At 72.8% G+C, this 13,295-nt stretch carries 15 protein-coding genes; 10 read left to right on the top strand and 5 right to left on the bottom strand.

Annotated features, from left to right (window positions below):
• Positions 1-3: 3 nt before the first annotated feature.
• From AB0D74_RS31065 to AB0D74_RS31040, 6 genes are all read left to right on the top strand, one after another.
• On the top strand, positions 4-1,248 hold the full coding sequence (locus tag AB0D74_RS31065; RefSeq protein ID WP_362594375.1) for an MFS transporter: 1,245 nt from the start codon (positions 4-6) through the stop codon (positions 1,246-1,248).
• Between the two features lie 101 nt (positions 1,249-1,349).
• Positions 1,350-2,099 (top strand): hypothetical protein, encoded by a 750-nt coding sequence (locus AB0D74_RS31060; RefSeq protein ID WP_362594373.1) that lies wholly within the window; start codon positions 1,350-1,352, stop codon positions 2,097-2,099.
• Positions 2,086-2,736: a class F sortase gene (locus AB0D74_RS31055; RefSeq protein ID WP_362594371.1), complete on the top strand. Its 651-nt coding sequence runs from the start codon at positions 2,086-2,088 to the stop codon at positions 2,734-2,736. Before AB0D74_RS31060 ends, AB0D74_RS31055 begins: the two co-directional genes overlap by 14 nt.
• Before the next feature lie 87 nt (positions 2,737-2,823).
• The gene (locus tag AB0D74_RS31050) at positions 2,824-3,276 is read left to right on the top strand and encodes a DUF3574 domain-containing protein (RefSeq protein WP_362594369.1); all 453 of its coding nucleotides are present in this window, start codon (positions 2,824-2,826) and stop codon (positions 3,274-3,276) included.
• 95 nt (positions 3,277-3,371) lie between these two features.
• Positions 3,372-4,760: an aldehyde dehydrogenase family protein gene (locus tag AB0D74_RS31045; RefSeq protein WP_362594367.1), complete on the top strand. Its 1,389-nt coding sequence runs from the start codon at positions 3,372-3,374 to the stop codon at positions 4,758-4,760.
• A 13-nt stretch (positions 4,761-4,773) separates the two neighbouring features.
• Positions 4,774-5,862, top strand: coding sequence for a Zn-dependent alcohol dehydrogenase (locus AB0D74_RS31040; protein ID WP_362594365.1), 1,089 nt, complete (start codon positions 4,774-4,776; stop codon positions 5,860-5,862).
• Positions 5,863-5,869: 7 nt separating this feature from the next.
• Here AB0D74_RS31040 and AB0D74_RS31035 read toward each other — a convergent pair whose 3' ends face one another.
• Both AB0D74_RS31035 and AB0D74_RS31030 read right to left on the bottom strand, forming a co-directional pair.
• Positions 5,870-6,796 (bottom strand): DMT family transporter, encoded by a 927-nt coding sequence (locus tag AB0D74_RS31035; protein WP_362594363.1) that lies wholly within the window; start codon positions 6,794-6,796, stop codon positions 5,870-5,872.
• A gap of 257 nt (positions 6,797-7,053) precedes the next feature.
• A complete protein-coding gene (locus AB0D74_RS31030) occupies positions 7,054-7,710 on the bottom strand; it encodes a TetR/AcrR family transcriptional regulator (RefSeq protein ID WP_362594361.1) in 657 nt (218 codons plus the stop codon).
• A gap of 60 nt (positions 7,711-7,770) precedes the next feature.
• Between AB0D74_RS31030 and AB0D74_RS31025 the strand changes: the two genes are divergently transcribed.
• From AB0D74_RS31025 to AB0D74_RS31015, 3 genes are all read left to right on the top strand, one after another.
• On the top strand, positions 7,771-8,922 hold the full coding sequence (locus AB0D74_RS31025) for an acyl-CoA dehydrogenase family protein (protein ID WP_362594552.1): 1,152 nt from the start codon (positions 7,771-7,773) through the stop codon (positions 8,920-8,922).
• Positions 8,923-8,991: 69 nt separating this feature from the next.
• Complete coding sequence (locus tag AB0D74_RS31020; RefSeq protein WP_093504975.1) at positions 8,992-9,279, top strand: YiaA/YiaB family inner membrane protein; 288 nt, start codon at positions 8,992-8,994, stop codon at positions 9,277-9,279.
• Between the two features lie 72 nt (positions 9,280-9,351).
• The gene (locus AB0D74_RS31015) at positions 9,352-9,975 is read left to right on the top strand and encodes a TetR/AcrR family transcriptional regulator (protein ID WP_362594359.1); all 624 of its coding nucleotides are present in this window, start codon (positions 9,352-9,354) and stop codon (positions 9,973-9,975) included.
• Between the two features lie 13 nt (positions 9,976-9,988).
• On the opposite strand, the gene AB0D74_RS31010 is transcribed toward AB0D74_RS31015, so the two are convergent.
• Positions 9,989-10,450, bottom strand: coding sequence for a MaoC family dehydratase (locus tag AB0D74_RS31010; protein ID WP_362594357.1), 462 nt, complete (start codon positions 10,448-10,450; stop codon positions 9,989-9,991).
• 122 nt (positions 10,451-10,572) lie between these two features.
• Here AB0D74_RS31010 and soxR point away from each other — a divergent pair, with 122 nt between their 5' ends.
• The gene (soxR, locus tag AB0D74_RS31005; protein ID WP_362594355.1) at positions 10,573-11,037 is read left to right on the top strand and encodes a redox-sensitive transcriptional activator SoxR; all 465 of its coding nucleotides are present in this window, start codon (positions 10,573-10,575) and stop codon (positions 11,035-11,037) included.
• Between the two features lie 161 nt (positions 11,038-11,198).
• Here the strand turns inward: soxR and AB0D74_RS31000 are convergent, their stop codons facing one another.
• Entirely contained in the window at positions 11,199-12,266 is a 1,068-nt protein-coding gene (locus AB0D74_RS31000) for an RNA ligase (ATP) (protein WP_362594353.1), read from the bottom strand.
• 185 nt (positions 12,267-12,451) lie between these two features.
• A complete protein-coding gene (locus AB0D74_RS30995) occupies positions 12,452-13,054 on the bottom strand; it encodes a hypothetical protein (protein ID WP_362594351.1) in 603 nt (200 codons plus the stop codon).
• Between the last annotated feature and the right edge of the window lie 241 nt (positions 13,055-13,295).

Here is a 13,295-nt window from a genome sequence, read left to right as displayed (position 1 = left end):
ACCATGGCGCCCGGCAGGAACCGCCGCTGGCTGCTCCGTCTCGTCATCGCCTTCGGCTTCGCGCAGGGCGCGGTGTCGATGGCCCGCCCCGCCGTCTCCTACCGGGCGCTGGCCCTCGGCGCCGACGAACGGGCCGTGGGCGTCCTCGCGGGTGTCTACGCCCTGCTCCCGCTCTTCGCCGCCGTACCGCTCGGGCGCCGCACCGACCACGGCCGCTGCGCACCCCTGTTGCCCGTCGGCGTCGTCCTGATAGCCGGCGGGTGCGCGCTCAGCGGACTCGCGAACTCCCTCTGGGCGATGGCCCTGTGGAGCGGGGTGATGGGCCTCGGCCACCTCTGCTTCGTGATCGGGGCGCAGTCGCTGGTGGCCCGGCAGTCGGCGCCGCACGAACAGGACCGCAACTTCGGCCACTTCACCATCGGCGCGTCGCTGGGGCAGCTGGTCGGGCCGATCGCCGCGGGGGCGGTCATCGGCGGGCCGGACATGGCGGGGACGAGTGCGCTCGCGCTGGTGGTGGCGGGTGCGGGAGCGGCGGTCGCGCTCACGTCGCTGTGGCGCATCGAGGACCGTACGGCGGTCACGTCACGTTCCGCGGCGGGGGACCGGGTGCCGGTGGGCCGCATCCTGCGGGCCCGGGGTGTGCCCGCCGGCATGCTGATCAGCCTCTCGGTGCTGTCCGCGACCGACATCCTGACCGCGTACCTGCCCGTGGTCGGCGAGCACCGGGACATCTCCCCGGCCGTGATCGGCGTGCTGCTCAGTGTGCGGGCGGGGGCGACGATCGCCTGCCGGCTCGTGCTCACCCCGCTGCTGCGGCTGCTCGGGCGGCCGTTGCTGCTGACGGTGACCTGCTTGCTGGCGGCCGTGCTGTGCGCGGGGATCGCGGTGCCGGTGCCGGTGTGGGCGCTGGCCCTGATCCTCGCCGCGCTCGGTTTCTGCCTGGGGGTCGGGCAGCCGCTGTCGATGACGACGGTCGTCCAGGCCGCACCCGAGGCGGCCCGTTCCACGGCGCTCGCCCTGCGGCTGACCGGCAACCGGCTGGGCCAGGTCGCCGCGCCGGCCGGGGCGGGGCTGCTGGCGGGAGTGGCCGGGGTGGCCGCGCCGTTCGTGATGCTGGGCGTGTTGCTGCTGGTGTCGGCGGGGGTGGCGGTGCGCTCGCCGGAGGCGGCGGGACGGGGCGAGGGCGCCGGTGCGGTGCCGTCGGCGCGGCGAAAGGGCCGGGCATTGCGCCGCACGAGCGATATCTGACGGCGCGTCGGACGTGGATGCCACGGGTCGTGGAGTGCATGGGTGACAGTCCAGACGAAAGGTCGATTTGTATGAAAATCATCTAACTCGGAGGAGCTTGCATGGTCACGCTCACGCATCCGCGCACCACCGGTTCCCGTGCGGGCGCCACCGTCATCCTCACCGCCCTCGCCGCGGCGGGTGCCTCATGGGTGGCGGCGCCGAACGCGGCAGCCGTGGGGGAGAACGGCGACATCAGGCTCCACCGGGTGGGCGTGCCCTTCGGTGTCTCGAAGGACGACCCGCTGGTCTGCAAGTTCTACCTCGACGCCGTCAACTTCGACATCCTCCGCACCATCGACTACACCATCACGCCGCAGCCCCCGCTGCCCACCGCCGCGAGCGTCACCGGCACCATCCAGCTCGCCGGCGGCGCCGGACACACCGACCCGCTGGGGCTGGCGGACGGGCAGTACCGGCTCACGTGGATCGTGAACGGCGCGAGCAAGGAGAAGATCTTCCGGGTCAACTGCCATGACGGCAGGCAGGACGGGCCGCAGGACCAGAACGGCCAGAACGGCTTCAGTGGTCCGAACGACCAGAACGGCGGCCAGAACGGCGGCCCCAACGGCCAGGGCGGCCAGAACGGTCCGAACGGGCAGATCCAGGACAGCCAGCGCGGTGACTCGTCCTGGGGGGAGGGCGGTGACCACAACGGCCCGCAGGGCGGTGTGCACGCGGGCGGCGGCGGCATCGCCGACGCGACGGCCGCGTTCTCGCCCGTGGCAGCGGCCACGGCCGTCACCCTGGTCGCCGCCAGCGGCGTGGTGTACGTCCGGCTGATCCGCCGCCGCCCCCATGGCGCCGCGTAGGCGCAGACGCAGGCCCTGGTACCGGACCCGCGCCTACCGCCTCGCCAGGACGGCCCTGCTGGCGGTCGTCCTGGTGACAGTGGTCCGGTGGTGGGGGCAGGACGGGTCCGCCGCGGCGGACGGGCCGGACGCCCTGGCGGCGGCCGGCCCGGGCGCGGACGGCCCCCCGCCCCACCCGCTCTCCCGGTCCCGGCCGACGTCGATGCGCATCCCGTTCCTCGGGGTCGACGCGCCGGTCGTCGGGGTCCGGCTCGACCGGGGCCGGCAGCTGGAGACACCGCCGGTCGACGACCCGAAGCTGATCGGCTGGTTCCAGGGCGGCGCCACGCCGGGCGAGTCCGGCCTCGCGATCGCCGTCGGCCATCGCGACACCAGGACGGGGCCCGCCGTCTTCGCGGCGCTCGCCCAGATCCAGACCGGCAAGCGGATCGAGGCCGAGCGCGCGGACGGCCGTACCGCCGTGTACACCGTGGACCGGGTGAAGGTCTACGACAAGGCCGGCTTCCCCGACAAGGAGGTGTACGGCCCGACCCGGCGTCCCGAGCTCCGCGTGATCACCTGCGGCGGCCTCTTCAGCCGGCGGACGGGCTACACCAGCAACGTGGTGGTCTTCGCCCACCTCACCGCGACGAAGTGAGCGCGCCGGGGCCGTGGTTCGACCTGGACGAGTGAACTCCGGCCGGAAGCCGGGACCCGGGAGGGGCGGCGGCTCTAGGAAGGGGGTATGCGCACTCGTTTCCTCCGCAACCGGTCGGCCCTCGCCGTGGCCGGGATCCTGCTCGCCGGTGCTCCGGCCACGGTCACGGCACTGGCCGCCGACCGTCCCTCCGCCGCCCCGGCGCGCGGCAAGCCGTACATCGAGACCCGGCTGCTCTTCGGCACCGCCCGCCCGGACGGCGGACCGGCCGTCACCGACCGGCAGTTCACGGCCTTCGTCGACAAGGAGGTCACCCCGGACTTCCCCGACGGGCTCACCGTGCAGACCGGGCGCGGGCAGTGGCGGGACGCGCACGGGACGATCGAGAAGGAGCGGTCGTACGTGCTGACCCTGCTGTATCCGCGGACGGCGGCCGAGGGCAGCGACCGGAAGATCGAGGAGATCCGGCGGGCCTACGAGAAGGCCTTCGCGCAGGAGAGCGTGGGCAGGGTGGACGAACACGCCCAGGTCGACTTCTGACGGTGCGGGAGCGCGTCCGGGACACGTCTGGCGCGCTAAAACTATCGCCGCTAGTTTGTGACTCGGACGACAGGGCCCCGCCGGGAGGAAGCACCATGAAGGCACACGACGGCCTGTACATCGACGGTGCCTGGCGCGCCGCCGAGAGCAGGGACGTGATCGAGGTCGTGAACCCGGTCGACGAGCAGGTCGTCGGCCGGGTCCCGGCGGGCGGCGCGCTGGACGTCGACACGGCCGTACGCGCCGCCCGTGCCGCCCTCCCGGTCTGGGCCGCCACCCCGCCCGCCGAGCGGGCCGCCCGGCTCGCCGCGCTGCGGGACGAACTCGAGGCCCGGAAGGACGAGATCGCCGAGACGGTCACCGCCGAGCTGGGCTCTCCCCTCCCGTTCTCCGAGGCGGTCCACGCGAGCGTGCCGATCGCGGTCGCCGGCTCGTACGCCGAACTGGCGGCCACCCACCCCTTCGAGGAGAAGGTCGGCAACTCCACCGTCTACCAGGAGCCGGTGGGCGTGGTCGGCGCGATCACGCCCTGGAACTACCCGCTGCACCAGATCGTCGCCAAGGTCGCCCCGGCGCTCGCCGCGGGCTGCTCGGTCGTGCTGAAGCCCGCCGAGAACACCCCGCTCACCGCCCAGCTGTTCGCGGAGGCGGTGCACGAAGCGGGCTTCCCGGCAGGCGTGTTCAACCTGGTCACCGGCCTCGGCCCGGTCGCCGGGCAGGCCCTCGCCGAGCACCCGGGCGTCGACCTGGTCTCCTTCACCGGTTCCACGGCCGTCGGCCGGCAGATCGGCGCGGTGGCCGGGGCCGCCGTGAAGAAGGTCGCCCTCGAACTGGGCGGCAAGTCCGCGAACGTCATCCTCCCGAGCGCCGACCTCGCCCGGGCCGTCAACGTCGGCGTGGCCAACGTGATGTCCAACTCCGGCCAGACGTGCAGCGCCTGGACCCGGATGCTGGTCCATGCCGACCGCTACGAGGAGGCGGTGGAGCTGGCCGCCACGGCCGCCGCCAAGTACGGCGAGCGGATCGGGCCCGTCGTCAGCGCCGGGCAGCAGGCCCGGGTGCGGGGTTACATCGAGAAGGGCGTCGCGGAGGGCGCCCGGCTGGTCGCGGGCGGCCCCGAATCCCCGCACGAGCGCGGCTACTTCGTCAGCCCGACCGTCTTCGCCGACGTCACCCCGGAGATGACGATCGCCCAGGAGGAGATCTTCGGCCCGGTCCTGTCCATCCTGCGCTACACCGACGAGGACGACGCCCTGCGCATCGCCAACGGCACGGTCTACGGGCTCGCGGGCGCCGTCTGGGCCGGGGACGAGGCGGAGGCGGTGGCCTTCGCCCGGCGCATGGACACCGGGCAGGTCGACATCAACGGCGGACGCTTCAACCCCCTTGCCCCGTTCGGCGGTTACAAGCAGTCGGGCGTCGGCCGCGAGCTGGGCGCGCACGGCCTCGCCGAGTACCTCCAGACCAAGTCCCTTCAGTTCTGAGGAGGTTCCTGCGATGACTTTCACGGTCCGAGCCGCCGTACTGCCCGCCGTGGGCGCCCCGTTGTCGGTCACCGAGATCGAACTCCCGGACCCCGGACCCGGACAGGTCCGGGTCCGGCTCGCCGCCGCCGGCGTCTGCCACTCCGACCTCTCCCTCTCCGACGGCACCATGCGGGTGCCGGTCCCGGCGGTCCTCGGCCACGAGGGCGCGGGCACGGTGGCGGCCGTGGGCGAGGGCGTCACCCGTCTCGCGCCAGGCGACCCTGTCGTCCTCAACTGGGCTCCTTCCTGTGGCAGTTGCCATGCCTGCACGCTGGGCGAGGTCTGGCTCTGCGCCAACGCGCTGAACGGCTCCGCCGACGTCTACGCCCGTACGGCGGACGGCACCGACCTGCACCCCGGCCTGAACGTGGCGGCCTTCGCCGAGGAGACCGTGGTCCCCGAGTCCTGCGTCCTGCCCCTTCCCGCCGGCATCCCGCTCACCGACGCGGCCCTCCTCGGCTGCGCGGTCCTCACCGGTTACGGTGCCGTCCACCACTCGGCGCGGGTCCGCGAGGGCGAGACGGTGGCGGTGTTCGGCGTCGGCGGGGTGGGTCTGGCCACCGTCCAGGCGGCCCGGATCGCGGGTGCCTCCCGGATCGTCGCGGTGGACGTCTCGGCGGAGAAGGAAGACCTCGCACGCGCCGCCGGCGCCACGGACTACGTCGTCGCCTCCGACACCACACCCCGCGCGATCCGCGCCCTGACCGGCAAGCAGGGCGTCGACGTCGCCGTGGAGTGCGTGGGCCGCGCGGTCAGCATCCGCGCGGCCTGGGAGTCCACCCGCCGGGGCGGCCGTACGACGGTGGTCGGCATCGGCGCCAGAACCGAACAGGTCACCTTCGACGCCCTGGAGCTCTTCCACTGGGGCCGCACCCTCTCCGGCTGCGTCTACGGCAACTCGGACCCGGCCCGCGACCTGCCGCTGCTCGCCGGACACGTCCGGGCGGGCCGCCTGGACCTGAGCGCGCTGGTGACGGAACGGATCGCGCTGGAGGACATCCCGGTCGCCTTCGAGAACATGCTGGCGGGCAAGGGCGGCCGGGCCCTGGTCGTCTTCTGACCGGCCGTCACGGCACCTGCTCGGAGCGGGGCTCCCCGGCCGCCGCCACGGCCCGGGGAGCACCCGCCCGGGACCGGGACACCGCCACACCGGCCAGGCACAGCACCCCGCCCACCAGGGTGACCGGTCCGGGGACCTCGCCCAGGGCCAGCCAGGACATCAGCACCACCAGCGCCGGCACGGCGTACGTCGTCGCGCCCATCCGGCTCGCGGTGGTACGGGCGAGGGCGTACGCCCAGGTCGTGAAGGCGAGCGCGGTCGGGAAGACCCCGAGATACACCATGTTGAGGGTGGCGGACAGCGGGGCGCCGGCCGCCTGGTGCACCAGCTGCCCGGCGAACGGCAGACAGACGACGGCGCCGACCAGGCACCCGTACGTGGTGGCCTGGAGCGCGCTCGCCCGGGCCAGCGCGGGCTTCTGGGAGACGACACCGGCCGCGTAGGCGACCGCCGCGAGCAGGCACAGCACCACCCCCAGCACCGAGGAGCCGCCCCCGCCGGCCATCGAAAGACCCACGGTCACCGCGCCCGCGAAGGACACCGCCATCCCCGCGAGCAGCCGGGGCGGCATGGGATCACCGAGCAGCCGGGCCCCGAGCAGGGCGATCAGCAGGGGGCCGACGTTCACCACGAGGGCGGCCGTCCCCGCGTCCACCTGCTGCTCGCCCCAGTTCAGGACGACCATGTAGAAGCCGAACCACAGCACGCCCGACAACGCGATGCCGCGCCAGGCGGACCTGGGCGGCAGCCCTTCGCGCCGTACGGCGCACAGGATCCCGAGCACGACCGCCCCGGAGAACAGCCGGCCGAGGGCGAGGGCGCCGGGGGAGTAGAAGTCGCCGGCGCTGCGGATCGACACGAAGGCCGAGGCCCACAGCACGACGGTGACGACGGCTGCGGCGACGGGAAGGAGGCGGTGGTCGGGCTTCTTCATGTGGTCGAGCGTAAGGAGGAGAGGCGCGCGGGGGCTGGCGGATTTCGGACGCGTGGGTAGGGGCGGGGCCGGGGGCGGGGTCGCTCACCGGCGCTTGCCGGGTGCCGCCGCGCCCACCCGTGCCGCCCTGCGGCACGCCTGCCCGCAGCCGAGGACGGCCCCGTCAGGGGCGCGGGGAACTGCGCGGCCGGCCCCCACCGGCCCGCGGCCGACCGTCGGCCGAACCGCCCCCTATGCCGTCCCGGCCGAACCGCCCCCTATGCCGTCCCCTCCACCCGGGCGAACTGTTCACTCAACCCGTCCAGCAACGCCCGCAACCCCGTCTCGAACGCCCGCTCGTCGATCTTCTCCTGCCGTTCCGCCAGCAGATGCGCCTGCCCCAGATGCGGGTAGTCGGCCGGATCGTACGCGCTCGCGTCGTCCACGAAGCCCCCGGCGAACGACCCCAGCGCCGAGCCCATGATGAAGTACCGCATCAGCGCCCCGATCGACGTCGCCTGCGCCGGCGGCCACCCCGCGTCCACCATCGCGCCGTAGACCACGTCGGCGAGCCGCAGGCCCGCCGGGCGGCGGCCGGGGCCCCGGGCGAGGACCGGGACGATGTTCGGGTGGGCCCGCAGCGCCGTCCGGTAGGACACCGCCCAGTCGTGCAGCGCGGTCCGCCAGTCCCGTCCGGCGCCCTGCCCGAGGTCTTCGAACATCGACAGGTCGACCTGCGCGCTGACCGAGTCCGCGACCGCCTCCAGGATCTCGTCCTTGGTGCGGAAGTGGTTGTAGAGCGAGGGCCCGCTCACCCCCAGCTCGGCGGCCAGCCGCCGGGTCGAGACGGCCGCCAGCCCCTCCGCGTCCACGAGTTCCCGGGCCGTCCGGACGATCCGGTCGGTGCTGAGGAGGGGCTTGCGCGGTCGGGCCATGGCGCACATAGTAGGGCCGAGGAAATAAACTAGCAGTGCTAATTAAAGGGTGGTCGCATGGTGAACCTGGGGCTCAGCGAGGAGCAGACCGCCGTACGGCAGCTCGCCCGGGACTTCGTCGACCGCGAGATCACCCCGAACGTGATCGCCTGGGACCGCGCCGAGGAGGTCGACCGGGGGATCGTGAAGAAGCTCGGCGAGGTCGGCTTTCTGGGCCTGACCGTCGACGAGGAGTACGGCGGCTCGGGCGGCGACCATCTCACGTACTGCCTGGTGACGGAGGAGCTGGGCCGGGGGGACTCCTCGGTCCGCGGGATCGTCTCCGTGTCCCTGGGGCTGGTCGCCAAGACCATCGCCGCCTGGGGCACCGAGGAGCAGCGGCGGCGCTGGCTGCCGGGGCTCACCTCCGGCTCGTACGTCGGCTGCTTCGGCCTCACCGAACCCGGCACCGGCTCCGACGCGGGCAACCTCACCGCCCGTGCCGTTCGCGACGGCGACGACTACGTCGTCAACGGCACCAAGATGTTCATCACCAACGGCACCTGGGCCGACGTCGTCCTCCTCTTCGCCCGCTCCACCGACGCCCCCGGCCACAAGGGCGTCTCCGCCTTCCTGGTGCCGGCCGACACCCCCGGCCTCACCCGCCGTCCCCTGCACGGCAAGCTCGGCCTGCGCGGCCAGGCCACCGCCGAGTTCGTCCTGGAGGACGTCCGGATCCCCGCCTCGGCGATGCTCGGCCCCGAGGGCAAGGGCTTCTCGGTCGCCATGTCGGCCCTCGCCAAGGGGCGGATGTCGGTCGCCGCCGGCTGTGTCGGGATAGCGCAGGCCGCACTGGACGCGGCCGTGCGGTACGCAGGGGAGCGCGAGCAGTTCGGCACGCCGATCGCCGGGCACCAGCTCGTCCAGGAGCTGATCAGCGACATCGCCGTCGACGTGGACGCGGCCCGCCTGCTGACCTGGCGGGTCGCCGATCTGATCGACCGGGGGCTGCCGTTCGCCACCGAGTCCTCCAAGGCCAAGCTCTTCGCCTCCGAGGCCGCCGTGCGCGCCGCCAACAACGCCCTCCAGGTGTTCGGCGGCTACGGCTACATCGACGAGTACCCGGTGGGCAAACTCCTGCGCGACGCCCGCGTGATGACCCTCTACGAGGGCACCAGCCAGATCCAGAAACTCCTCATCGGGCGGGCGCTGACGGGCGTCTCGGCGTTCTGAGTACGCCCCTGCGCCGCCCTGAGTATCCCGACGGATGTGGCGCGGGCCACGTCGGCCGACGCTCTACCCATGAGCGACACACCGGTCAGACACCAGAACACGGCCGCCTTCTACGGGCAGGCCGTCGCCTCCTTCGCCCTCGCCCTCACGGCCACGGCCATCGGCATCTTCCGGCTGCACGCCGACGCCTGGGTCCGTGGCTTCCTCGGCATCGCCGTGCTCTACCTCGTCACCTCCGCCTTCACGCTCGCGAAGGTCGTCCGCGACCGCCAGGAGGCCGGGCAGATCGTCAGCCGCGTCGACCAGGCCCGACTGGAGAAGCTGCTCGCCGAGCACGACCCCTTCGAGAAGCTCTGAGCGGGCACACTAAGCGCTCGCTCAGCCGGGGCGGTATGGTGGAGCTCCGGTACCGAGAGGGGCGAACGAGCGATGAGTACGGCGGAGGAGACGACCGGCGGCGAGGTCGAGCCGTGGGAAGAGGTCACCCCTGACGCGGCCCGGCGACTGCTGGTCGCCGCCGTGGAGGCCTTCGCCGAGCGCGGCTACCACGCCACCACCACCCGCGACATCGCGGGCCGGGCCGGCATGAGCCCCGCCGCGCTCTACATCCACTACAAGACCAAGGAAGAGCTGCTCCACCGGATCAGCCGCATCGGTCACGACCGGGCCCTGGAGATCCTCCAGACGGCCGCCCGGCGCGAGGGCACCGCCACCGAGCGGCTCGCCGACGCCGTCAGCTCCTTCGTCCGCTGGCACGCCGGGCGGCGCACCACCGCCCGGGTCGTGCAGTACGAACTCGACGCCCTCGGCCCCGAGGCCCGCGCCGAGATCCTCGACCTGCGCCACCAGGTCGACGCCGAGGTGCGCGCGATCATCCAGGAGGGCGTCGAGTCCGGCGAGTTCGACGTCATCGACGTGCGCGGCACCACCCTCGCGGTGCTCTCGCTCTCCATCGACGTCGCCCGCTGGTTCAACGTCAACGGGCCCCGCACCCCCGAGGAGGTCGGCGCGCTCTACGCCGACCTCGTGCTGCGGATGGTCGGGGCCAAGTAGCGGCCCCCCGCCCTCAGAGGTAGTACCGGGACACCGACTCCGCGACGCAGACCGGCTTGTCGCCGCCCTCGCGCTCCACGGTGAAGGCGACCGTCACCTGGACGCCGCCCGCGACGTCCTCGACGCCGGTGATCTTCGCGGTGGCGCGCAGCCGGGAGCCGACCGGGACGGGGGCGGGGAAGCGGACCTTGTTGGTGCCGTAGTTCACACCCATCTTCACGCCCTCGACCTTGATCAGCTGGGGGCCGAAGAGCGGGAGCAGCGACAGGGTCAGGTAGCCGTGCGCGATGGTCGTGCCGAACGGTCCTGTGGCCGCCTTCTCCGGGTCGACGTGGATCCACTGGTGGTCGCCGGTCGCCTCCGCGAACAGGTCGATCCGCTTCTGGTCGACCTCCAGCCAGTCGGTGTGGCCCAGCTGCTCGCCCACGGCCCCCTTCAGCTCGTCGGGGGAGGTGAAGATCCTCGGTTCTGCCATGTCGCCGGCCCTCTCGCACTCACGGGTCACGTCTACAGTGTCTAAGCAACTGCTTAGCATGGTCGGGTACGGGCCCCCTGTCAACGGACCGCGACCCGTACCCGGTGGGTAGTCTCTACGGGGTGCCGCAGATTCCCGAGAAGATCCACGAACTGACCGTGGGCCAGTTGTCCGCACGCAGCGGCGCCGCCGTCTCCGCGCTGCACTTCTACGAGGCCAAGGGCCTCATCAGCAGCCGGCGGACCTCAGGCAACCAGCGCCGCTACACCCGCGACACGTTGCGCCGGGTGGCCTTCGTCAGGGCGGCGCAGCGCGTCGGCATCCCCCTCGCGACGATCCGTGCGGCCCTCTCGGAACTCCCCGAGGAGCGCACCCCTACCCGGGAGGACTGGGCCCGCCTGTCGGAGGCCTGGCGTGCGGAACTGGACGAGCGCATCAGGCAGCTGAACCGGCTCCGCGACCACCTGACGGACTGCATCGGCTGCGGTTGCCTCTCCTTGAACAGCTGCGTCCTGTCCAACCCGGACGACACACTCGGCCGCCGCCTGGCAGGCTCCCGCCTCCTGCCGGAGACCGGGCGACCGTAGTCCGCCTGCGGCCCGGCGGGGGCTGGTCGCGCAGTTCCCCGCGCCCCTAAAAGACAAAGACATGGCTGCGGGCAGGCGTGCCGCAGGGCGGCACGGGTGGGCGCGGCGGCACCCGGCAAGCGCCGGTGAGCGTCCCCCCGCCCCGCCCCCGCCCCGGGCGCCTATTCGAACTCGGTCCCGCCTTTCCGTGTCAGGTACGCCCCGCTGACCGCCTTCGCGATCGCCCGGCCCCCGGTCACCGCGCTGTACCGCTCCACCGCCGGCCGGATCACCACGCCCTCCCGCAGGTGCAGCCCCCGCCCGGACACGGTCTCCCGCCCGCTCGCGGCCTCAAGTACCCGCTCGATGTCGTACGGACCCTCGAACAGCCGCGGCACCAGGGGCAGTTCGCCGGCCAGAACCTCCGCCGCGTCCAGCCACCGCACCGCTCCGCCGACCTCGGCCGACACGTCGAACGCGGTGTACCCGAGGGACTCCCGGCGCCCGTCGGCGCCGTACGTCAGGTCCTGGACCCCCGCCCCGTACACCTCCCCGAAGATCCCGACCCGGCGCGCGCCGAGCCGTTCGGCAAGGCGCCGGGCCGCCCCGGCGACGCCGTGGCCGCGCACCGCCCGCCAGTAGAGGTTGCGCGGATCCTCCTTGAGGGCCAGCGACTTCGCGCCGAACCCCTTGGAGGAGACGTACACCCGGTCCTCGTCGGCGAGGTAGGTGAGCAGGCAGGCCGAGCCGTGGACCTTCTCGGTGAGGACCACCGGTTCGCCGGGCTCGAAGATGCCGGGGTAGCGCTGGATGTTCTCGATGTCGACCCACGGCAGCAGACCGGGTGCCGACTCGACGTCGCCGTCCATCGTGGGCGGGACCGGCGGCACCCACTTGGTGATGCCGAGGGTCTCCGCGAAGTCGGTGCCCTCCGCCGCCGCCCGCGCCAGGTCGACGCCGGCCAGTGCCTTGGGACGGCACACGATGCCCTGCGACAGCTCACCGCGCAGCCGCACCGCCCTGACCCGGTCCGCGTTGCTTCCCGCGAGCCGCCCGGTCAGCCCCAGTTCCCCGATCAGCTCGGCCGGCAGCACGGCCTGTTCGGGGATGTACAGGGCGGTCTCGCCGGTGCGGTACACGCCCTTGGCGACGACCGCGCGGTAGAGGCCCACCTGGGCCAGTTCCAGCGCGTCGGCGTTGGGGTGTTCGTGGACGGTCAGCACTTCGGCGGTGACGCGCAGCGTCGACATCGGTGCTCCTCGCTCGGAGGGAACCTGCGGGTTCCTCAGCTGGGTTTCATCGGGCCCAACTCTCCGGACGGGAAACGGGTGGAACCAGCGGATTAGCCGCTGCTATGGCGCCGTCGTGCGCGGTCGGCCCGCACGGGCCTGCGGGCAGTTGGGGGGTGCGGCATCCCCGGCGCACCCCCACGTGGTCAGGCCGACATGAGAAGCCGCCCGCGCCTGGCGTAGGCCAGGGCCTCGGGGGTGAGGACCGGACGCGGCACCAGGATCCCGCAGTCCGCGCAGACCGGACCGGCGGAGGGCTCGTGGTCCAGGTCGTACTTCCAGATGAGGCGCTCCCCTTCGCACACCGGGCAGAGGGTGCCCGGTTCGCGCTCCAGGGCGGCGATCAGCCGTCGCAGCACCTCGGCGAGTGGTTCGTCGGGATGGACCCGTGGGTCGTCGCACCAGGCCACTCCGAATCCGCCCCAGGTCAGCCGGTGCCAGTCGTCCACGCTGCCCGGGCGGCGCAGCCCGTCGTGCTTCTCCTTCTTGCGGCGCTCGGCGAACCCGCCCTCATAGGCGAGCCACACCGTCCGCGCCTCCTCCAGCTCCTCCAGTGCGCCCACGAGACGCACCGGATCGGGGGAGCGGTCCTCGGGACCGAACCCGGCCCGCGAGCAGAGATGGTCCCAGGTCGCGCGGTGCCCGTAAGGAGCGAACCGCTCCAGGCACTTGCGCAGCGAGTAACGCCGTAGCGCCAGATCGCACCGTGGGTCTCGCACCTGTCTCGCCAGACTCCGGAAACCGGCCATCGCCCTGCACCTCCGTCACACCTGCAGCTGTACTTCGGTCACTTCGGCGTCGCCGCACGGGCTTCGCGCGGCGTTGCCGTATAGACGTATCGACACTCGAATCGGCTCCATCCGATTTCCGATGCCGTCCATAAGGCCGCCCGCCTTGACCGACGGCCGGTGACGCCACCGACGCGGGCGACCCTTCCAAAACTTGACGCATGTTCATCTTCAATCCCGGGGATACCGGCGGTAACGTCCG

The sequence above is a fragment of the Streptomyces sp. NPDC048278 genome, from assembly GCF_040652195.1.
Taxonomy (GTDB): domain Bacteria; phylum Actinomycetota; class Actinomycetes; order Streptomycetales; family Streptomycetaceae; genus Streptomyces.
Note: the sequence above shows the minus strand (reverse complement) of the source record. Positions and strands in the feature narration are given on the sequence as shown.